General features: G+C 38.3%; 14 protein-coding genes. 1 reads left to right on the plus strand and 13 read right to left on the minus strand.

Features of this window, described 5'->3' with window-relative positions:
* Positions 1 to 13: 13 nt before the first annotated feature.
* Genes NHH15_RS05235 through NHH15_RS05245 form a run of 3 tightly spaced genes read right to left on the minus strand, consistent with a single transcriptional unit; the run spans position 14 to position 3387 of the window.
* Positions 14 to 1012: an ABC transporter substrate-binding protein gene (locus NHH15_RS05235; RefSeq protein ID WP_262065600.1), complete on the minus strand. Its 999-nt coding sequence runs from the start codon at positions 1010 to 1012 to the stop codon at positions 14 to 16.
* A complete protein-coding gene (locus NHH15_RS05240; RefSeq protein ID WP_262065601.1) occupies positions 996 to 2621 on the minus strand; it encodes an ABC transporter permease in 1626 nt (541 codons plus the stop codon). The genes NHH15_RS05235 and NHH15_RS05240 overlap by 17 nt, the downstream gene beginning before the upstream one ends.
* A gap of 1 nt (position 2622) precedes the next feature.
* On the minus strand, positions 2623 to 3387 hold the full coding sequence (locus NHH15_RS05245; protein ID WP_262065602.1) for an ABC transporter ATP-binding protein: 765 nt from the start codon (positions 3385 to 3387) through the stop codon (positions 2623 to 2625).
* Between the two features lie 199 nt (positions 3388 to 3586).
* On the opposite strand from NHH15_RS05245, the gene NHH15_RS05250 reads away from it, so the two are divergent.
* Positions 3587 to 3982 carry a tautomerase family protein gene (locus NHH15_RS05250; protein ID WP_262065603.1) on the plus strand — a complete coding sequence of 132 codons (396 nt, stop codon included), beginning with the start codon at positions 3587 to 3589 and terminating at the stop codon, positions 3980 to 3982.
* Positions 3983 to 4163: 181 nt separating this feature from the next.
* On the opposite strand, the gene NHH15_RS05255 is transcribed toward NHH15_RS05250, so the two are convergent.
* The 10 genes from NHH15_RS05255 to NHH15_RS05300 all read right to left on the minus strand — a co-directional run bounded on the left by NHH15_RS05255 (position 4164) and on the right by NHH15_RS05300 (position 23670).
* Positions 4164 to 4793: a HipA domain-containing protein gene (locus tag NHH15_RS05255; protein WP_262065604.1), complete on the minus strand. Its 630-nt coding sequence runs from the start codon at positions 4791 to 4793 to the stop codon at positions 4164 to 4166.
* Positions 4790 to 5230, minus strand: a complete 441-nt coding sequence (locus NHH15_RS05260) for a helix-turn-helix domain-containing protein (protein ID WP_262065605.1) — start codon at positions 5228 to 5230, stop codon at positions 4790 to 4792. The genes NHH15_RS05255 and NHH15_RS05260 overlap by 4 nt, the downstream gene beginning before the upstream one ends.
* Before the next feature lie 138 nt (positions 5231 to 5368).
* Positions 5369 to 6973, minus strand: a complete 1605-nt coding sequence (pckA, locus tag NHH15_RS05265) for a phosphoenolpyruvate carboxykinase (ATP) (protein ID WP_262065606.1) — start codon at positions 6971 to 6973, stop codon at positions 5369 to 5371.
* A 263-nt stretch (positions 6974 to 7236) separates the two neighbouring features.
* Positions 7237 to 14709 carry an InlB B-repeat-containing protein gene (locus NHH15_RS05270; protein WP_262065607.1) on the minus strand — a complete coding sequence of 2491 codons (7473 nt, stop codon included), beginning with the start codon at positions 14707 to 14709 and terminating at the stop codon, positions 7237 to 7239.
* A gap of 215 nt (positions 14710 to 14924) precedes the next feature.
* Positions 14925 to 16403, minus strand: coding sequence for a glycoside hydrolase family 32 protein (locus NHH15_RS05275; protein ID WP_262065608.1), 1479 nt, complete (start codon positions 16401 to 16403; stop codon positions 14925 to 14927).
* A gap of 12 nt (positions 16404 to 16415) precedes the next feature.
* The gene (locus NHH15_RS05280; protein ID WP_262065609.1) at positions 16416 to 17417 is read right to left on the minus strand and encodes an ABC transporter permease; all 1002 of its coding nucleotides are present in this window, start codon (positions 17415 to 17417) and stop codon (positions 16416 to 16418) included.
* Entirely contained in the window at positions 17414 to 18913 is a 1500-nt protein-coding gene (locus NHH15_RS05285) for a sugar ABC transporter ATP-binding protein (protein WP_262065610.1), read from the minus strand. Before NHH15_RS05285 ends, NHH15_RS05280 begins: the two co-directional genes overlap by 4 nt.
* Before the next feature lie 72 nt (positions 18914 to 18985).
* Positions 18986 to 19981 carry a sugar ABC transporter substrate-binding protein gene (locus NHH15_RS05290; RefSeq protein WP_262065611.1) on the minus strand — a complete coding sequence of 332 codons (996 nt, stop codon included), beginning with the start codon at positions 19979 to 19981 and terminating at the stop codon, positions 18986 to 18988.
* A gap of 109 nt (positions 19982 to 20090) precedes the next feature.
* Complete coding sequence (locus NHH15_RS05295) at positions 20091 to 22100, minus strand: LacI family DNA-binding transcriptional regulator (protein WP_262065612.1); 2010 nt, start codon at positions 22098 to 22100, stop codon at positions 20091 to 20093.
* A gap of 139 nt (positions 22101 to 22239) precedes the next feature.
* On the minus strand, positions 22240 to 23670 hold the full coding sequence (locus NHH15_RS05300) for an MATE family efflux transporter (protein ID WP_262065613.1): 1431 nt from the start codon (positions 23668 to 23670) through the stop codon (positions 22240 to 22242).
* Positions 23671 to 23785 lie beyond the last annotated feature (115 nt).

A 23785-nucleotide genomic window follows, 5' to 3' on the forward strand; every position in this document is an offset into this window, starting at 1 on the left:
TTTCTCCTTCTCTCTATTTACATTCTTCCGAAAATGCCTGGTGCTCTTTCAACAGCTCTACTGTAAGCTGTTCTTTAAAAGTCTTTGGATTTCCAGATGTATTCTTCTCGTCTGCTGCTTCTCCTTCATATAACGGAATCGGGTATGTTTCTAAAAGCGCCGGTCTTCCTTTAGTGATAATACATTCTGCCATTTTCATAGCTTCTGGATTCGTATTTTCACCCTTATTTATGATTGCTACAGATTCTGTCAATGTGAAATTTCCTTCTGTAGGATCTACAAAATCTATCGGAATTCCCTCTGCCTTATCTGCCACTGCCTGATGACGCAAGCCAAATCCAATCACTACTTCACCTGTCCGAACCTTTTTAATCGGACCAGACCCTGATTCTTCAATATGTGCACCGGCATTTTCGTAGATTCCATGCAATACTTCCTTTGCATCTGCTTCACCATATTCATTGATGAGCGCCTGAATCATCAGCCATGCGGTAGAAGATCCTGTAATATCCGTTACAGAAATTAAATCCTTGTACTCTGGCTTCGCCAAATCCCGAATTGATTTTGGTACTGTAACCCCCTCGGATTCCAGCATTTCTGTGTTGTAAATAATTGCACCTTCCTGAGCCGTAATTGGACTATAGTAAGATGGATATTCTTCCAAAGCTTTCGTATCAAAGTCTAAATCCTGAAACATACTCTTTTCTACCTGTGCACTTTCAATGTAAAAAGAGCTCATTGTGATAATATCTGCTTCAATGTTCGTTCCTTCCGCCATTAGCTTTCCACCTAACTCGCTGGTTCCAAATACTTGAATCAAATATTTTCCATCAAAGCCGTTTTCCTTTAATGCATTTTCCATTGCTTCCACTGCTTCATCATCTGCATTCGTGTAAAAGACCACTTCCTTTTCTCCACTTGCCGATACATCCTTCTTACATCCTGTCATTGCTCCAGCTAGTAATACAACTACAAGCATTACCACTACACTTCCACTAAATAACTTTTTCATATTTTTTCACTCCTTTGAATATCACTTTTATTGTTAGATTTATAAGAAAAATAAGGAAAGACAGAACAAATATCTCACTAAATTTTGCAAAATGCTGCAATTCCTTTATTTTTGTTGTCATTACCATCGTTCTTGCACCTGTTAGAAAAACAATTCCACTGATTGTAACCATCGAATTCACAAAATAGTAGTTTAATACTGAAAAAATTGTTTCTACAGTATTGGGAATAATAATTCGGTAGAGGCTCTGAAACCAGCTGTCTCCCATTATCTTTCCAGTTGCCTCAAACCCACTGTTTAACTTTAAGAATGAGTTTTTCATCATCATATACGGTGTCGCAAAAAAATGAAGAGTATTACATATTATAATGATGGTAAAAGTAGTTTGAAGTCTTGTCCCTGTAAAAGTCAGCATATATGCAATACCGATTACCATACCCGGAATCGTATTCGTTACATTCCCAAGGATGTCTAAAAAGTTTTTCTTGCCCTTTCCCACTTTACTTCTTGTTGCCACAAGAGCGGCAAAAAAAGAAATTGTCGTTCCAAAAAGAGCAGTTGCCAAACTCACATAAAGAGAATTGCGTAAAACTCCTGTCAAAGCCGTATCCGCAAAAACATTCTTAAAGTGCTTAAGGGTAAATGTTAAATCATAAGGCCATCCTGAAATAAATGGAATCAGGAAAATCACCAGCAGTACCAACATTATTCCACTCACTATTAATGTAGTCATAATTCCCAGAATTCCATCCCTTATTGCACCCTTCGGTATTTCTGAGTTTTCAATACTGTTGTAACATATATTTGTTTTTTCAAGCTGCCAGATAAGTAGAATACTGATTACCGAAGGCAGCAACATCATAATAGCAATAACTGCCCCTCTGCCGAAATCGGGAACACTTCCAAGCATCTGTTCATAGAGCAAGCCGGCAATTGTTTTTACTTTTCCTCCCACGGAAGCTGGAATTCCAAAATCAGTAAAGCTCAAGAAAAAGCACTGGATAATTGCCGTTACAATAGTCCCCAGCAAAGGTCGAAACACTGCAACATAAAACGTCTTAATCCCCTTATCTCCCATGACTCTGGAAACCAGAACAAACTTCTTATCAATGTAAGCCATGGTATTTGTCAATAGCAAAAAGGCAATGGGAAAAGTATAAATAATATAGCCAATAATCAAACCATTGATTCCATAAATGTCAAAAAGCTGTCTACCTAAAAGCCGTGTATATACACCTTGTTTCCCAAAGGAATATATGATTGCAAATCCATAAGTAATAGTCGGTAAAAGCATTGGAAGTACACACAGATTTTTGATGATTTTTTTGAAGCTGCCTGGCAAATTGCTAAAATGAAGACTATAGGCACAAACAAATGCAAGAATTGTAGTAAGCAGAGCACTGACACCAGCAATGCCCACACTGTTTCCGGCAACCAACAGGAATTTTTTTCCTGCTAAAACCTCCTGATACAGCCCAATTCCAATTCCTCCCGCTGTTTCAAAAGACTTAAGCAAAAGCTTTCCCAAAGGATAAAACAGGAAAACACCTGCAGCAAAAGCCATAATCAGCCAAATCAAATTTGATTCCTTTTCCTTTAATCCTTTCATCTTAACCTACCTGCAGAAGTGGAGTATTTGTGAATAGCTGACCGATATTCTGGCGCTTTATCTCCAATTGTCTTAATATAAACTGATTTACAAAATCACACTGTGGTGTATGAATCAGCTCTTCTGGTGTAGCATATGCTGCCACCTTTCCCTCATTAATAATCAGCACCCTGTCAGCCAATGTCAACGCTTCTTCCGGATCGTGAGTAACGATAATGGTTGTCAACTTAAATTCACGGGCAATCTGTTTGATTCTTTCTTTGATAGACTCCTTAATCACACCATCAAGAGCACTGAGCGGTTCGTCCAGCAATAAGACCTGAGGCTTCATCACAAGAGTTCTTGCAAATGCAACACGCTGTTTTTGTCCTCCTGAAAGTTCTGTAATTCTCTTATCTAAATGTTCCTCCAGTTCCAATAATTTTATTAAATCATTCACCTCATCAACACTACAAAGGCCTGTATTGTTCTTTAAACCGTAGACAATATTCTTATACGCATTTAAGTGAGGAAATAACCCATAGTCTTGAAAGACTATATTAAATCCTCTTTTTTCCATTGGAACATCTGTAACATCCTCTCCCCGTAGAAGAATTCTACCTTCATCCGCTTGAATTAATCCGAGAATAATATTTAAAATTGTGGTTTTTCCGCTTCCAGAAGGTCCTAAAATAGTAACAATTTCACCTTCCCTGAAGTCAAGACTTATCTCATCCAAAATGGTTTTCTTATCAAATCCTTTTTTTATTTTCTCCAGTTTTAACATTTTCTTTCCTCCTTCTTTCCTTGTTTATCATATGTTTTAATGCCTTATACTTCAACAAAATCTAGGTAAGGCTTACGTTAAATGTATGAAAAAAACACTATGAAAACAAAGAAGTTCCTCTGCTGTTTAGTATGCCAATTTAAAACCTGGCAGAATATGTTATACTAAAATAACAAAAAACGAAAAGGGGGAATGAAAGGTGCCACTCATAAAAATTGATGTTGTAAAAGGAAAAAGCTCAGAAGAATTACAGGCTATTGCCGATGTCATTCATGAAAGTGTTGTAAAGGCTTTTCACGTGCCTCAAAGAGACCGCTATCAAATCATTACACAACATGAAAACAATGAAATGATTTTATTGGATACCGGTTTGGGGTTTGAGAGGGAAGAGGGTAAGCAAATTGCAATTACTGTTTTCAGTCGCAAAAGAGCTCAGGAGGACAAGATTAACTTCTATCATCTTCTTCAACAGGGGTTTGAAGAAAAACTGGGGATTAACAGTAAGAATTTACTGATTGCCATCCTTGAGAACGGGGATCCAGACTGGTCCTTTGGGTTTGGAAATGCTCAATTTATAACTGGTGAGCTCAGTTAGATAAAGAAGAACTAAACTAGAAACCTTAAAGGCTTGCAGTTTAGTTCTTCTTTTTATATTCCATAGGATTGAAGATCTGTAATTCCTGTGTTCCAGGAAACGAACTATTTTCTAAGTAATTTCGGTATATTTCCACAGTATTTGCATTGTCCGATTTTCATAAATTAATATTGTCATATTGTTATATAAATGAATTGATTTTTTCAAATGAATGCTCAAGGATTTTTTCTTTTCGAAGTCTCAACATTGTTTTGAAAAATTTTTTTTGTAAATCATTAATAAATGGAGTTTCATCGATTATTTTATTGATTCTATTCATATTTATACGTGGCAATATTTTGCCCAACGCCTTATTACAATCATGGTTTGTAAGAGATGAGATGAAATCAAAATATCTAATTTTCTTTCCATCAACTATTATTGCAGACGTGGGTATTTCATAAATCCTATACTCTTGCTCTTCTATATTATCAAGAACACTTTCCATGATTTTATCATCTGCCTGAGGATATAGACAGCTCCCACAATCATAAACTGGCGCCAGCTCCATCTCATCTGTTTGTGTATTGTACAAAAACCCCCAATTTCCATTGTGACGATCCCAGTTTCCAATAAATGCGTCTACAATAAACATTTCCCAGAATCTTTTTGTGATTTCAGCTTGATCTACCGCAGTCTGTTCTTCAAATGTATCAAGAATGTCTGACAGTTCTGTTCCATACCCATTTTTTATTGAATCAATCATTTGGTTTTTAAGAGAAGCAAAATCCTGTAATACAATACCTGGTGATGTAAAATCTATTAATCTCATTCTATGTCTTCCTCTCTTTTCATTCTTAAGTACTTCTCTCGAAGATACCACGCCTGCTTCCCACTAATCAAATCATTTACCTCTGCATTATTTATATCTGTTTGTAAATTACAAAAATCTCCATCCCAATGCAGATAATCCTCCCCATTATCAATCTTGTTCCATGCTACGTTCATTGCATCTATAGACTCTCGTAAGAAATCTGGAAGACCGCACTCCAAATACTCACAATGATTTGTATTTTCTTCTAGTTGCATTAATTCTTCCATAGAACACTCCAGTGCCTTTGCCAATTGATATACTGTTTTCGCACTACATCTTTCAATGCTACTTCTACCTGCGAAAATATCCGTCACCGTTGTTTTAGGAATACCACTAATTTTTGATAATTGATATTTTGACATCTGCTTTTTGTTGAGTAAAGTATCTAATTTCATTCTATTATTCTCCCGTCACTTTTCTTTTATTATATCGGTATGCCGAACTATTGTCAAACTCCGCAAAAAAAGAACTAAACTAGAAACCTTAAAGGCTTGCAGTTTAGTTCTTCTTTTTATAATCTCTAAATTAAAATCTTATAATTGAGGACCTGCAGAAACTAATGCTTTTCCTGCTTCATTTCCTTCATATTTAGCAAAGTTCTTCACGAAACGTTGTGCAAGATCTGTTGCTTTTTCTTCCCACTCAGATGCATTTGCATATGTATCGCGAGGATCTAAAATGTTTGTATCAACACCTGGAAGCTCTGTAGGAATCTCTACATTAAACATTGGCAATTGCTTTGTAGGTGCATCTGCAATTGAACCGTCAAGAATCGCATCAATGATACCACGAGTATCTTTAATAGAGATACGTTTTCCTGATCCATTCCATCCTGTGTTTACAAGATAAGCCTTTGCTCCACTCTTTTCCATCTTCTTAACAAGCTCTTCTGCATATTTTGTAGGATGCAGCTCTAAGAAAGCCTGTCCAAAGCAAGCAGAAAAAGTTGGTGTAGGCTCTGTAATTCCACGCTCTGTACCAGCAAGCTTTGCTGTAAATCCTGATAGGAAGTAGTATTGTGTCTGCTCTGGTGTCAAAATAGATACCGGAGGAAGCACGCCAAATGCATCTGCTGATAAGAAGATAACATCTTTCGCTGCTGGACCTGCTGAAACAGGACGTACAATCTTTTCGATATGATCGATAGGGTAAGATACACGAGTATTCTCTGTAACGCTTCCATCTTTGAAATCAATTTTTCCGTTTGCATCAAGTGTAACATTTTCTAAAAGAGCGTCGCGCTTGATTGCATTGTAAATGTCTGGCTCAGAATCTTTATCAAGATCAATAACTTTTGCGTAGCATCCGCCTTCAAAGTTAAATACTCCTTCATCATCCCATCCATGCTCATCATCTCCAATAAGAAGACGCTTAGGATCTGTAGATAATGTTGTTTTTCCTGTTCCTGAAAGACCAAAGAAGATTGCTGTATTTTCACCATTCATATCTGTATTTGCTGAGCAGTGCATAGAAGCAATTCCTTTCAGTGGAAGGTAGTAGTTCATCATTGAGAACATACCTTTTTTCATTTCTCCACCATACCAGCTATTTACAATAACTTGCTCACGGCTTGTGAGGTTAAACATAACTGCTGTCTCAGAATTTAAGCCTAATTCTTTGAAGTTTTCTACCTTTGTTTTAGAAGCATTGTATACAACGAAGTCTGGCTCGAAGTTTTCAAGTTCTTCTGCTGATGGCTTAATAAACATGTTGGTAACAAAATGTGCCTGCCATGCAACTTCCATTACAAAACGAATGGACATACGTGTGTCTTTGTTTGCTCCACAGAATAAGTCAACAACGAAAAGTCTTTTGCCTGAAAGTTGTTCTTGTGCAAGCTTCTTAACGGTGTCCCATGCTTCCTGAGATGCTGGCTTATTATCGTTTTTATATTCATCAGAAGTCCACCAGATTGTGTCTTTTGAAGTCTCATCCATAACGATATACTTATCCTTAGGTGAACGTCCGGTATAAATCCCGGTCATAACATTAACTGCACCAAGCTCACTTACCTGACCTTTTTCAAACCCCTCTAAACTTGGTTTTGTTTCTTCTTCAAATAACATATCAAAAGAAGGATTGTGAACGATTTCAGTAACTCCACTTATGCCATATTGGCTTAAATCGATTTTTGCCATTTCTTGTACCTCACTTTCATTTTATCGAAATTTGTTCCATTATCTCACTTTGTGAATATAAAGTCAATATATTATCATAGAAGAAACTCGATTTTCTTGAAACAATATTTTATGTTCATTTTGAATAATTTCTTTGTTGAACTTGCATAATTCATATCAAACCCATGGATTTTCTACGTTTTTCACGTCCATAATGAAAGAGCTGCGGATTGATAATTCGATTTTACTATCAAATAAAACCGTTCTTTTTTGATAATAATTTCCTATTGTCTCTTCTTCCGGACACGTAATATTGTGAGGAAGGAAAGGAAGAAAATCAGCGTCCATAACCATGTATGATTCCCATCACCCGTCGGTGCTGTGGACTGAGTAGAAGCCTCTTTATTTTCTGCTGAATTTCCTGTTGAATTTACCACCTTATCTGGTTCATCTATTGTTTCCTCTGTTGGTTCAGTGGGACTCTCCAAGTCCCCTGGCTCTGGTTCTGGTTCTGGTTTTGGATCTGGTTTTGGAGCTGGATCAGGCTCATCATTCTTCACTTTTTCGTATTGTGCCGTAACAGTAATAGATTCCGTAATGTTTCGATATTCTCTATCCCATCCGCTAAAGATGTAGCCACTTCGAGTTGGATCCTCAGGAGCGGTTGCATTCCACCCTTTAGGTACATACTCTGTTTTCAGGATATCTCCATTCCAATTTACAAATTGAACCGTTAGAATTTCCGGATTCTTTGTCCACATCCCTGTGAATACAACATCCCCATCTCCCATTACAAAAGCTCCATCTTCCACCTTTACATTTGTCGTACGCCAACCACTAAAGGTATATCCTGAATACAGCAAATCCTTTTCCACTGGAACTGATTCTCCAAAGGAGATTTTTACTGTACTTGGCACTTGTGGTGCCCCATTTGGTGAATCTCCTATGATTTCATAACGAACCTCATGCTGATTCCCAGCATAATATAGCTTTAAAATAAGACCATCATTTGCTTCAATTCTTCCTGATACCTTATTGTCTGCTGCCGTTTCATCATAAGTATATCCAACATACCCTGTCTTTGGCACTGCCGTTGCAACGGTTCCACTCAATCCTTTAAGTTTCTCTATTTCATAAGGTTCCTTCGAATCTCCCAGATAATGTTCTATCGAATAATGATTCACACCCATCTGCTGTTCCAATATCCAACTTCCTGTAAAGGTAACATCCCTATTTGGCATAGCAAAGCTGCCATCTTCATTTATTTTACAATCCGTCGTATGCCATCCACTGAAAATGAATCCAGCGACTGATGGCACATCTTCCACTTGTTCCAAAGAACCAATGCTAATTCCATTCTTCTCCCCCGGCAGGATGGCTCCTGGTACCAAAGAAGTGAATTCATACTGGATTTTATGCTTTTCCTCGGTATAAAAGAGCTTTAAAACAAGGTTTTCGCCTGAAGATAAGGTTCCTGACTCCACTGTATTAGCATCACTTGGATTATAGCAATAACCCTTATAACAGCTCTTTGGTTTTCCTTCTACGAACTCTCCCTCTGCTCCGTTTAAAATTTCTGTTTCATAGGCTTCACTACTGCCCTCCAGATAATGCTCGACGGTGTAGCTGATTCCATCTGCCTCTCCATCATTACATTGAACCCAAGCTCCCAAAAAAGTAACATTCGTATCGGGCATTTCAAAGGCTTGACCTTCTATTCTACAATCGGAGCTTCTCCATACCTTAAAGATATATCCTTGGCAACGCAAACCATCGGCAAGGAACTGTGTTGATCCATAAGGGGCAAGCTTTTCAGAGGGTAATTCAGTTACTCCTGCTGGTGTATCTCCAACAATCGTATATTGAATTTGATGCATATTGATTCCGTAATATAGCTTTAAGGTTACCAGCTCACCGCTGTTTAATGTACCGCTTTTCACCTCGTTGTCTGCCTCAGGCTGATAGGTATATCCTACATATCCTTCCTTTGGCTCTGCAGTGACCCTGCTTCCAAAATCACCCTTTAAGTTTTCTGTCTCCGTAAGGCTTGCCTGGCCTCCTTCATTCACAAGGTAATGTTCCACCTTGTAATCAACTACACTGGAATGTGAGTCCGGCATCCAGCTTCCTGTAAATGTCACATCTTTGTTTGGCATAGCAAAGGTTCCATCTGCATTCACCTTGCAATCCGTCGTATGCCATCCACTGAAGGTGTATCCTGGAAAAGTTGGCTCCTCTGCCATTCCTTCCATTGTGCCATAAGGAATATTCGTTTTTTCTGGTAAGGAACCAATTGCCCCATTTGGTATGGTTCCTTCTACAATATAGTGAATCCTATACTTGTCCACACCATAGTATAGCTTAAGGGTTAAAGGCTCGCTCGGGGAAACAATTCCGGTCTTCTTCTCACCTTGTGCCCCTTCTTGATAGTGATATCCTTGATAACAGGTCTTTGGCAGAGCTGTTACAGTCTCACCTATGACACCTTTTAAAATCTCGGTCTCGTATGGTTTTTCTTGCCCTTCCAAATAGTGTTCTACTTTATAACCTGACTCAACTGCTACATCCTCTGCAAACATCGCAACATAAGTCTTACTCACATATACACCAGCTTCTTTTTGAGGGACAAAGCTCTCCTCTTTACTAATGGCCGAATTGCTCTCATACCAACCAATAAAGTGATATCCATTTGATGCTTTTGCTTTTGATCCCAATGGTTTTCCTGTAGCTGGTGCCACTTCATCTAAGCTACGGCTTATTGTTCCGCCAGGTGCTGCTATGTAGTGTATCATCACATGGCTATTTTCTACAAATCTTGCCACATAGTTTCCTGATGCGTTGAGACCATGTTCATTTCTTTCTGGAATAAAATGTGCTTCCATGCTCAAAGCTGTTGCAAACTCCTTATCCCCTTCCAAATACCATCCGGCAAACTGATATCCGGCCTCAACTGTTGCAATTGACCCTTTCCAGCTGCCTGTATTGGGATATACGCTTTCTGTTTTACGAGAAACCTTCCCGCCACTTGTTGCCTGATAGGTTGCCACTACTTTTTCATTTTCAGCAAAGACTGCCACATACGTTTGTGTCTGATAGACACCCTCTTCCTTTGTTGGCGTAAACCCACACTCTGTTGAAATTGGTGTTTCCTTTCCGTAGTCTGCATTAATCTTAAACCAGCCAACTAAATGATAGCCTGGATTTGCAGTCGCAATGGAACCGCTTGCTTCTCCCGATGCCGGTGCTAAGCTTTGTCCAGTTTCACTTACAACCCCTCCGGGATTTTCATCCTTGCTGTTCAAATTATGGGTTGTATAACTGATTTCTATATTCGAACTCTCCTTAAACAAGGCAACGTAGCTTCCTCCTACATTTAATCCATCCGAATCCTTCCCTGGTGAAAATGTTCTTTCTTCACTCAGAAGATCTTCAAAGGCAGTGTCATCTGCGCTGTACCAGCCAACAAACTCATACCCTGGATTTTTCTGTGCCACAACACTTGGCTCTCCTGAGGCTGGCCCTACGCTTTCCACTGTCTTACTTACCGTTCCGCCTCTATCCCCTGGTGATTGCTTTGTGGTACCATCAGAAGCAACGCTATTTGCTCCATAGTTGATTGTTACATTCTCCTTTTCCACATACTGAGCTTGCAGGGTAATATTGGTTTCATCAATACCTTCATAAAGTGCTAAAGTGCTATATTTCGTATCTGCTGTTATAATAGCACCATCCTCTATGATCTCTTCATCGATCTTCCAAAGCTTCCAATTTGAAAATGTATAGCCAGGCTTTTGCAGCTCTCCCGAAGTCATGTCCGGCAACAATTCACTCTCTGTCCACTTTACAATTTTTTCCGAAATCTCATTTGGCTCTCCGCCATTTACATCATAGAAAACCTTATACGTCTTCTCAATCCATTGTGCTTGTAGTGTAATGTAGGCTGCTCCGCTGCGTGCCAGCACCCGATAGGTATCATCGTTTGAGACAAGTCCTGTTTGATTTCCATTTTCTGAAACAACCCAACCAGCCAATTCATATCCAACCCGCTTAATACTTGGTGGAATCAGCTTTTTATCATCAAATCCTACTTTACGTGATTCATAGTTATGGTTATCCGCCGGGGGTGAAATTCCATTCAAATCATAATTCACAATGAAAGAAGCATCTTCCCACTGGGCGTACAGCATCACTGTTCTCTCTGCATCTTGATTCCCTGAAAGTGTTTTGTATTGTGAGGATGCTAAAACGTAATTTCCTTTCCCCTCCTTGTCTGTGGTCCAGCCTAATAAATTCTTTCCTGGCTGGGTGGCTATATGAGGAACAAATCCGGAATCGGTCCATGCCACATTACTGATAACATCTATTTGAGGTGAATCCTCATAATTCCAGTTATAAGCCAGCTGAAAATTCTTAATTTCCTTATACATTGCTTTTAAAACAATGTAATTCCGATACGGAACCTCATCTGTTCCTAAACCATACACCAGCTCCGAAAAGGTTTCTTCACCCGTTACTGTTACGTTCGTATTGGTGCCATATCCATTGTCGGCTACTACCCACCGGTCAAACTCATAGCCTGTTGGTGAAGTAGGTCGTTCATCTGCTGGAACCATCCCATCTATATCATTCAATGTTACATTTGCTATTGTCCCTGTTCCACCATTTAATTCATAGCGTACCGTATAAACGTTATTTTCTGACCATTGAGCATACAAGGTGATAGAATCCTTATCTTCTCCGCCTGTGAGAACACCGTAAATATCTGCCTGTGTAGCCGCAATACCGGAACCATTCTTCTTTGTGTTCCATCCAAGGAAAGTGTGCCCTTTCCAAATAGGGTCTGCATTTGGCAGTAAATTCTTTTGCGTCCATACAATTTCTCCTTCTACTGCCGAACCACTCTCTGGTTTTTGAGTGGGATATCCATTTTGAGTAGTTCCATTTAAATCATAGATTACCTTGTAGTTCTTCTTCGGTGCATACTGGGCTTGCAAAACAATGTAACCGATATTAGTATCTTCCACTAAAGCCTTAAACTTATCTTCCTCTGTCACCCCTGTCTTCGTTCCATTATAAATAACGCTCCAACCTGCAAATTCAAATCCTGTCGGTGCATCTGGCTGCTTTGTGGGCAGCAAATTATCTGTATCTAAATAGACCTCTTCCTTATCTTGTATGCTGGCCGGCATTCCACCATTTGTGTCATAACGAACGAAATATTCCCTTTCTTTTTGCCACTGTGCAAAAAGAGTGATTTCTGTAACCGTATCATCTCCTCCTGCTAATTGGGAGAAATAGGTTCCTACATTTGCCGTCTGTCCTTTTCCATCCTTTTTTGTATTCCACCCCATAAACTTGTATCCAGTTCTTTCTGGATTCGTTGTACCACTGGGCGGTACAAATCCGTTCTGCTCCCAGATGGAACCTTCTACTGGAGCTCCGTAAGGTGAGGACTCCTCCAAATCATTTTTATCATAGGATAATCGATACGTATTGGAACTCCATTGAGCCTCTACTACAATGTATTTTGCCCCCTGGGCTGCAATGTCTTCATACTTAATAGAGTCTGTCTCGTCGTACACACCTCCTGACACACCCGCTCCATTGTCTGCAACCAGCCATCCTTGAAAAGTATATCCTGCCCTTGCTGCTTTCGGCAAAGATACAACTGGATTGCCAATTTCGTACTGCTCATCTGGGAGACTCTTAGGATTGTCTGCTCCATTAAGATGATACATCACCCAAATATAATTGACATCTCTCCATTGTGCCTGAAGAGTAATTCCCTCTTCGGTTCCGCTAGCAGCCAGCTCCCCATAAGCATCCTCGGGTAATACCCCTTGCTTTGTGCCATTTTCCACTACATTCCATCCTGTGAAAACGTATCCTTCCCTTACCGGATCTATTTCCGGGAGTAAACCTGCTTGTGTCCATGATACAGAGGTTTTATCCGGAAAATCATTACCCGTACCGGTGCCAAGGTTTAAATCATAGTGTATGTTATAATCACTATTCTCAACCCAACCTGCATATACGGTCTGATTTCCCAACGCAGTGACAAGCTCCGACTCTTTCACCGGATTTTCTCCTTGTACTGCATCGCTCTTACTTTTATACCATCCGGTATGTGTATATCCCGGTCTTGTTACAGAGGCCAGGCTTCCATATGGCGAATCATATTTTATAGTCTTTGAACCTGGTGATACATTTGCAGCACTTGCCCCTTCAAAGTTCCCGTCAAAGGTAAGCTGATATTCGTTTGGTTTATAGAGGAAAATGATTCTTTGTGTATTTGTGCTGTGAAAACCCGACACATCCCCTACTTTATTTGTCGTCAACACAGCTTCATCTTCCTGTGTTCCTATAAATTTGTAACCGTATGAAGTATATCCCAAAATATTCTCTACATCAGCGGATGTGTTTCGCACTGCAGTAAAAGGTAAATGTGTCTCATAGGTAATCAGCCGGTCCTGGCTTTTCCCGATGCTTGTAATGGAACCGTAAGTCTTATCCTCCGCTGTAACCACAGAACGATACTGTACCAAAACTGGCATAACCAACTCTACCTCGCTGGAGGTTGTCACCTCTGATCCTCCAAGCTCGGTTGCCTTGGGATTTCCTTCATAACCGCCGTATTCAATATAGTATCCTTTAATGTTTCCACCAAGGTTTGCATGATTAAAGTCATTCCATCTCGCCCCTCTCCAGGCAAACTGCAGGGCATACTCTCCGCCAGAGCCACCATCCCGGTTGGTGCCATCTGAATTATTGGGCTCACCACCTGTCCAAAAAGAATAATATATCCAATCCTTAAAGTTTTCTGGAACATTGTCCTTTGTTTCCGTCTGAGGATTTGGAGTTCCAGTTCCTGAATGGGATGCACATGCCTTCCCATAAAAAATCGACCCTGCCTCCGGTCCATCCGCCCAATACCAATATGTGGTCGATGTTTTATCTGACCCTGTTCCTGAACTGGTAATAAAATTATTATTAAGCTGGTTAGCTGCTGCAGGAACGCTCTCCTCATCACAAATAGGTTTCCCATTGGACTTGTAAAGCATACGTGTTCCGCCTAACCACCCACATTGGGTTGCAATGTCATAATAAACCTTGTCTTGCTCTGCCTGACTGGTGATTGTAGCAAGGTATCCCTGTAATCTTTTACTTGGATCTTCTGGATAACGGGGATCCTGCATATAGGATTTTTTTGCAGCATTGTATGCATTTAGCCAATTCGTTTCGGTACTGGGTACAAAGGTATAATAATGCATATACCCGTCACCATCCTGATAGGCTGTTACTTTTGTCGAAGATGCTTGAATCGCAACCTTTGACCCTTCTGGAGGAAAGCCATCTGGTGGATTTACAAGTGTAAAATACATTTTTTCAAAATCACTCTTTACATCTGCAGCACTGCGGGAACCTGTTTTGATAATAAAGGTTGTCGTTTTTGTGTTTTTTGCTGCGCTTTCAGAAATCGCCCAGGTATTTGTATAGGAAGAAGGATAATTAATCTTTAATTCCTGGGGATACGTAATATTGAAGGACTGGTATGTCTGATTGTATATCCCATCTACATAAATGTGATATTGTACCAGTCCCGTCTCCTTCTCGACACTGCCCCGAACTGTAAATATAACCGCATTATCAATGGTGGGTTCTGCGGCATAAACCACTTGATTGGATGTGTTCATACCCCCTAGAACACATACTAATGCCACCAAAAAAAGTATGCCCTTTCTTACTGTTTTGCCCATTTTTATATTCCTTTCTATTAGAAACTCTAAAAAATCTATTTATGCCCTTTATGTGTTTTGTGTTTCATATAATGAAATTCTATCATTCAACCTTAAATTCTTCAAGATGTTTCTCTTATTATAAGATGCAAATTAAAATATTTATGAATAATTTTATTTTTGAGCAAAAAAAGAGCAGGATGTGTATTTCTACATACTCTGCTCTTCATGATATATTATTTTCGTATGTCTATATCATAGTACTCCACAATTCCATCTTGCACCTGCAGTCCCACTTCATATTCCACATCTTCATAAACACGATAGGTAAATGCCACTTTATCTCCAACAAATATCTCCACCATATCATGATCAATCACTACTTTAAGATTAATCGTATCTCCGGCTTTTACAGAAAATGGCTTTTCACATACTCTTATTCCATCCGGACCCGGATTTTTAGGTAACCCTACATTTGTTGTAGATTCCCGCCAAAATGGATCTACATCCATTGGTAAATTTACAAGGGAAACTCTCTGCATATTAGGTTCTACTCTCAGCTCAAGACATCTTGCAGCATTTCGATTGGATTTCAATAGAAGGCCAAAATGATCTCTGCAATCTCCCACTTTCATCTTGCAGCTAAACAACACACTCTTTTCTTCAAAACTAAAGAACCCATAGTTCATCGTCGATGTGGCATCCAGAACAATTGAGTTTTGTCCATACCGGCATTCTTTTCCCCATATTTGTTCATACTTCCACTCTACTCTTTCATTGATGGAGTCCACTATTTCCTTTGGCATCTTTACATCCAATTCGCCTCTTTCATTTACTTGAACCTCATGAGGAACGCAGAATTCTCCTCCCCAGTACCAATCACCATCATCACTTCCATTGGCTCTATCATGAGCCCATGCAAAATAGAATCTTCTACCTTCTTCGTTTACCATTGATTTAGCAGCGTAGAATCTTCTTCCACCTATTCCATCCATTTTCGGTGTTCTCCATGGACCATATGGGGATTTTGACACACGATAAATTGTATCAACAAACTCCGAAAACCGCGAATAGGATAAATACCAATTATCACCGACTTTATACATTTCACAACACTCCGGACAATTTGTGTGATATGGTGTATAAATCGGTCCATAATGTTCCCATGCTTCTAAATTTTCTGATTTATATAAAACAATACTTCCCGTTTTTGTGGGTGGACCTTCTTTTAGTCTGGCAGAAATTAACATCCAATAGCATTTTTCTTCTTCATTATAAAAGACGTATGGATCTCTCCAATCTAACGGTTCATATTTCTCAAGAATAGGTGTTATAATTGGATTGTTGGGATTCTTCTTCCATTCTAATCCATCTGCACTTGTCGCATGACAAATAGTCTGTTTGTTTTTATCTAGATGATAGTTGTATCCCGTATAAAAAATATGATACTTCCCTTCTCCATAAATAGCTGCTCCAGTCCATATTCCATCTGCATCAGGTTCATCACCCTCTCCTGGATATAACGCCGTCTGTACTTCTTCCCAGTTCACCAAATCTCTTGATATTGTATGACTCCAAGTTGTTCTAAGACGATCTGGATAAACCGTCGTTCCTTTGGGTGGTGTCAATGAAAAAATATGATATATACCATCATGGTATAATGGAATGGCATCTCCTGTCGAATCCGCAAAGGATGGTTTTCTAAAAATATTCATTCTATATTCTCCTTAATTTTTTCTTTTACTTTTTTGAATCTTTTGTGAAATAAATTCTTTTTGAGAATCAATAATTACCGCTATAAGTATAATAAAACCTTTAACTAAAAGCTGCCAAAATGAGCTCACTCCTATTAAATTAAGTCCATTACTAATAATTCCAATAACAATTGCACCAATAACCGTTCCGCTTAAATGACCTGTTCCACCAGACATTGAAATTCCACCTAGAACACACGCTGCTATCGCATCCATTTCATAACCATCTCCTGCTTTTGGTTGGCCTGAATACATTCTGGAGCTTAAAATAATACCTGCAAAAGCAGCCAAAAATCCACTTATGGTAAATACCATGATTTCCACCTTTTTTATTGGCACTCCCGAAAGTCTTGCCGACTCACGATTTCCTCCAACTGCATAAACGTAGGTTCCGAATTTAGTCTTATTTAAAATAATAGCAAACAGGATAATAAGAATAAACATATATACAACTGGTAACGGAATAATTCCAAACAAATAGCCTGTTCCAATCATGGAATATGCTTCTGAAGTAATACGTGTTGAACGTCCGCCACTATATATGTAAGCAATACCTTTTGCTATATTCATTGTTGATAAAGTCACAATAAATGCCGGAACCTTAAAGATTGCAATTACAACACCATTAAATAGTCCTACAAAAGCACCTAGTAAAAGACCTATCAATATAGATGGCCACATTGGCAACCCGTTTGTCACAATAAATCCTACTGTCAAGGTTCCACTCATTGCCACTATGGATCCTACAGATAAATCAATTCCTCCAAGAATGATAACCAACGTCATACCAATAGCCAAAAATATATTGTTTGATATTTGTCTCAAAACGGAAATAATATTGCTAACTGTCAAGAAATTTGGAGTCATAAACGTTAATATAACTCCTATTAACAGCATTACACAAAGTATTCCAACGTTTGTCCTAACCACATTAAAATACTGGTTTCTACTTTTTAATCGATTATCGTTACTCATTCTTTTTGTCCTCCCGTTGCATAACTCATAATTACTTCCTGATTCATATCTTCTTTTTTTAAGTACCCTGTAATTTTCCCTTCTTTGACAATGCAAACATTATCACACATATTAATAATCTCTGGTAACTCTGATGACACCATAATTATCGCCATTCCCTGTTGTGCAAGTTGATTGATAATCCCGTATATTTCCGCCTTGGCACCTACATCAACACCTCTGGTCGGTTCATCCAATATCAGAATCTTAGGATTTGTAGACAACCATTTACCAAGTACAACTTTCTGCTGATTTCCTCCCGACAAACTAGACACCAAACTATCAATAGAAGATGTTTTTATATTTAAATCTTCTATATACTTTCGTATGACTTCCAGTCGTTTTCCTTCGCTTAATAGCATTCCTGTTTTGTATAAGTCAAGGCTCGCCAGTGTCAAATTGTACCCTACACTATTAATCAGCGTCAGTCCCTGTTTCTTTCTATCCTCTGGCACCATTGCCACTCCATTTTTAATTGCTTCTTGACTGCTTTTAAAGTGAACCTCTTTTCCATGTAAAAATATTTTTCCCGAGTCATATTTTTCATTTCCAAAAATTGCTTGCATTATCTCGCTTCTTCCCGCACCTACAAGCCCTGAAAAACCAAGAATTTCACCTTCATGTACCTTGAAATTCACATTTTCAAAAATTCCGTCTTGTGTTAAATTTTCTACGCGAAGAACTTCTTTTTCTTTCATGTTGTAATCTCTTGTATAATAATTGACAAGATTTCGTCCAACCATCATTTTAACAAGCTCATCTGTATTTGTTTCTTTTGTTTCAACTGTTCCCACATAAGTTCCATCCCTCATTACAGTAACACGATCTGTAACCGCAAAGAGTTCCTCCATTCTATGAGAAATATAGATAATACTAACGTTATCTCTTTTTAATCTATCCATCATCAAAAAGAGTCTTTTGACTTCTTCATCAGATAAGGAAGATGTCGGCTCATCCATTACCAATAATTTAATATTGAAAGATATCGCTTTAACAATTTCTACCAATTGTTGTTGCGCAATACTTAAATTTCTCACTTTTGTCGTTACATCAATATTTAGACCAAGATTTCTGGTCATTTCTTCTGCAAGACGATTCATTTCTTTTTTATCCTTCATATGCAAAGGGGAAAGAATTTCTCTTCCCAAAAAGATATTTTCAGTTACGGTTAAATATGGAACCAAAACAATTTCTTGGTGTATTATGCCAATCCCCGCCTCCTGAGCATCTTGAATCGATTGCATTTTTCTTTCTTGTCCATCAATAAATATAACTCCCTCTTCCGGCTGATGAACACCTCCCAACACCTTAATAAGCGTTGATTTACCTGCACCATTCTCACCTAACAATGCGTGCACTTCACCTCTTCGCAATTCAAAGTCAAGATTATCCAATGCCTTTGTCGCACCGAAACTTTTACTTATTCCTTTCATTTTTAGAATAATATCTTCTTTCATTTCTTAGGCATCTCCTTTATTCTTTAGAAAAGGCTGCTCGAATAATTTTCAAGCAGCCTTCTTATTAATATTTTATTGCCACTGACCTGCTGTCTCTTCTGCTTCTTCCACAGTAACTAAATGTGAATCCAACCAAATTTCCTTGTCTATTTCTTTGCCGTCCAATAAATCAATTGCTTTTTCAAATGCAGTTTCTGCAATCTCTATAGGAACCTGTGCTGCTACACATGTAAATGTTCCTTCCACCAATGCTTCTTTTCCATCTGGTGATGCATCTATAGAGTAAACCCCGATACCATCCGTTTTTCCAGCTGCTTTAATTGCCGCTGCTGCTCCTAAAGCAGATGGATCATTTATGCAAAAGAAAGCATCTAGCTCTGCATTTGCTTGTATAATATCCTCTGCAATCGGCATTGATTCATCAAGTGCGGCCTTTCCATCTTGTTGAGCAACAATTTCAAATTTATCTTTGCTGTCTCCAAGACCTTCTAAAAATCCATTCACGCGATCTACACAACTTTCGTTAGATGGAAAATCTAAAATTGCAATTTTGGCTCCGTCTGGATAATCCTTAACCATTTGTTCTCCAACTAACTGCCCTGCCTGATATGCATTTGTTCCAATAATCGTTTCAACTAAATCACGATCATCTTCAATAACTGCCGTATCAACATTTAAAATTGGAATTCCTGCATCGCTAATTTCTTGCAATCCTTGTCTTATTCCTGCTGAATCAACTGGGATAACAAATACTGCATCATATTTTTGATTTGCCACATCTGAAAGCTGGCTTAACTGTGTATTTAAATCATAGTCTGGATCCAAACATGTATATTCATATCCAGCTTCCTTTGCCAACTCTTCAAACTTATCATTCATCGAAGATTGAAAAGTATTATTTTGCGTATTTGGCAGAAATGCAAATTTGTAAGGTCCTTCTGACTTTGTATCCTCCGTGGATTCTGATGCCTCATTTCCGTCAGACAATTTTGATTCTTTGGAACAACCAACCACCATCGTTGCCGCCAATGAAACACATAATAATGCTGCAATTATTTTCTTTTTCATATTCTTCCTCCTTCGTTTTCTATTCGTTACGTAAATGCTACCATGGAGAATTTTTACAGTCAATATGTCCCCTTCGTTTTTGGTTATTTTTAAATCGGAACTTTGTTTTTTACGTAATTTTCTTTAAATATTTATTCCAATCTGCAGCTATGGGTTCATGCATGATATCTTTCCATGCCTTAATAATATTCTCTCTTTGCACTAAATATGGTGGCACACCAATATATTTAAAATGCGTTTCTCCCAATAATGCTTTTGCCGTTGCCAATCCTGCTGCCATCCCTTGCTCATAGGGTCTTTGCGTGCTGATTCCTTTTACATATTTATCCCGCACAAGATAATCTGCAATTTCTTGATCCAAGTCCGTCGTAAAAATTGCTATATCTTCTCTTCCTAACTCTTCAAGGGCTCTAATCACCTCCAGTGCCGGCCGATCCCACGAAACATAGAGCCCTTTTATATCTGGATGTTTCTCGATTATCTTTTTACATGCCTCATAGGCCTCTGTAATATGATGAAACTCCTTTATATCCGCCACATATATATTATTGTAGTTCTCCAAAATCACCTGCACGGCCATATTATCTCTTAAACGCGTACCATAAAATGAGGCACCATGGTTTATAAATCCGACCTTGACCTGCTCCTCATTGGCAAAGTAATCTCCCATTAAGGCACTTATTCTTCGTCCATTTTCACGCTCATTAACAGAGACACAAGAAACATAACCATCTGTTTGAAATCCTGATGGAACATTGCTCCAAAAGATTAGCTTTGTCTCCTTTGCAAGCTTTTTAAAGATATCTGCTGTGTTTGTGTCATCTGTAGGAATTGCAATAATCGCATCCAACTTTTGCATTGCTAATCCTTCTAACTGCGTTACTTGAAGCTCTGGATCAAAGTTTGCATCTGTTACAGCGGCCACACTTATTCCAAGATTTTCCAAAGTTTGTCTTATCCCGGATTCGTGTAACCTCTTCCATGCTGTTCCAGAATAATGAAATGATATACCCACCTTATAATTTGCTTTTCGCAGTATTGCTTTTTCATCCTCAGTCAAAATAATATCATCTGGCGCATAGGCACGCTCTCCAAAGGGTCCTCTTCCAATCATCTGGGTAGATTTTCGCATCACAATGTTAAGAGGAATTTGCACTTCTTGATTTTCGCGTTTTCCTGTATTAATCATCTGTAGCAGTGCCTTTACTGCCTCTTGGCTCATTTGCTCAACATTTTGCCTAAGACTTGTCAAAGGGGGTTTTATCAGTTCGCTCCACTCTTCATCACCAAATCCAATAATCGAAATGTCCTCCGGCCATTCCATCCCCATCTTTCCCATGGTCTTTAATAACATATATGTAATTTGATTGCCACCACAAATGATTGCTGTTGTCTTCCGTTTCAAGATAAATTCTTTTATGCTTCTTACATACTCAGATTCATTCAGATTATTTGAAAGCATTAGTATATTTTCGTCTATAAAATTCACCCCCCTACTTAACAATGCTGATTTATACCCTTTTACTTGTTCTTGAGATGAGCTACTTTCAATATCACTAATAATCAGTCCTATTTTTTCATGTCCGTTTTTCACTAAATGATGGGTGCTCTTATAAAAAGTCTCCTCATTCGCTATCGTTACACAATCCACCTTTTTACCTTTAACATTTCTTGAAAGTAAAATAACTGGCTTATTGGATTCATAGAGCTTTCTGTAGTTCTTATAATCCACACAACTAGGGCTTAAAATAATACCCACAACTCTTTTATCCACTACTAATCTATTTAAAATATTCTTTTCCAACTCGATACTATCATTTGTAAAATAGGTGGCTGGCACGTATCCATTTTTCACTACCGATTCCGATACCATATGAATTAGTTTCGAATAAACTACTCCTATTGTAGACGGGACAATAATTGCAATTTCATATTTCTTACCAACCTTCATGTTTTTAATCTTTTTTTCTACCTTCTCTATATATCCGGTTGACTTAATTGCTTCGTTTACCTTTTTTTCTAATTGCGGGCTCACATATCTGGTTTTATTCACAACATGGGATACTGTTGCAACTGATACTCCAGCCGTTTTTGCCACTTCCTTAATCGTAACAGACATACCATTCACCTCATTTGCGTAATTTTTCATATGACGAATATATCATTGTGCAGACAATGTGTAAACTCATTTTTATGTAATCCAATGAAAAAGAGTCAAAAATGGTATCAGAAAAAATCTGATACCATTAAAATCGTTTTTAACTCATCTTTATCTGATAATCCTTTAAACTCTCTTCTCTCTCATTAACAGCCTCTTCTTCTGGTTTCTTCATCTTCTTTAGTTCCTTAACAAATAAAACAAAGCCTACTACAAAAGCTGTTGTATCTGCAATCGGTCCTGACCAAAGAACACCCTCTACTCCGATAATCCCTGACATTATTACTGCCCCAGGAATCAGCACAATAATCTGTCTGACAAGGGATAATATCGCTGATTGAACTGGTTTTCCAATTGCTTGTAAAAAAATGGAAACCACTGTTTGAAATCCGTTAAATATACAAGCAAGTAAAAAGATTTTAAAGCATTTTACCGCAAACTCATTGTAAAGCCCTTCTTCACTTCCAAAAATATTGATAATGCTTTGAGGCGCAAATTGAAATGCAATAAAGCAAATAGTTGTCACACAAGTTGCTGCTGTAATTGACCATTTCAATGTACTCTTTACCCGCTTCATTTTTCCAGCACCATAGTTATAGCCAATAATCGGCTGAGCACCTGCTGCAATTCCAACTACAACCGAAACCATAATCTGATTTACTTTCATAGTGATGCCTAGCGCAGTCAGTGGAATCTCCGATCCATATACGGACTGTGCTCCATATTTAACCAAAAGATTATTATTCACTGCCATTACAATTACAATAGCTATTTGAATAATAAAACTTGAAATTCCAAGAGATGCAATTGATGCGCAGTATTTTCCTCTGGGTCTCAAATGTATCCTCTTTACTTTTACATAATTAAATTTCCGCAAATACATTAATGATATAATACAGGAAACAATTTGTCCTGCGATTGTTGCGATTGCTGCTCCAAATACTCCCATATTTAATCCAAATATAAATATAGGATCTAAAACCGTATTAATTACTGCACCAATAACCATTGAAAGCATGGCATATTTGGGACTGCCATCTGCGCGAATAACTGAGTTTAAAGCCGTACTAATTACCACAAATGGAATACCAATCAAAATAACTCGTCCATATTCGTATGCATAGGGAAATAATATTTCCGTACATCCAAAGAGGTATAAAAGTTTCTCAAAAAACACACCGCAAAGTATCAGTAACAATACGCCCGAAGCAATTGCCATAGTGATGGTATTTCCAACGCCATGATTTGCGTCCTCTTTCTCTCCTTTTCCAAGCTTCAAGCTCAAAAATGCCGCTCCTCCATCACCAATAAGCAACGCAATGGCCAGAGTAATAACCGTTATAGGGAATACAATATTTGTTGCTCCATTCCCTAAATACCCTACACCACGACCGATAAAAATCTGATCCACAATATTGTAAAGTGAATTCACAATCATTGATACCACACAAGGGATTGCAAATTTCCCGATTAGTTTTCCAATTGGTTCATATCCTAAGGGATTCATCGTTTCTTTTTTTTCTACACTCATTTCTTTTCCTTCCTTTCTCTTTTCTGTAAACAAAAAGAGACCCTATGCATTGACAACCTAGATTTACGTTGGTCACTACATATTGTCCCAAAAGCGAGTATAACACCTTTTTTAT

This window comes from Aequitasia blattaphilus (genome assembly GCF_024721305.1).
Taxonomy (GTDB): domain Bacteria; phylum Bacillota; class Clostridia; order Lachnospirales; family Lachnospiraceae; genus Aequitasia; species Aequitasia blattaphila.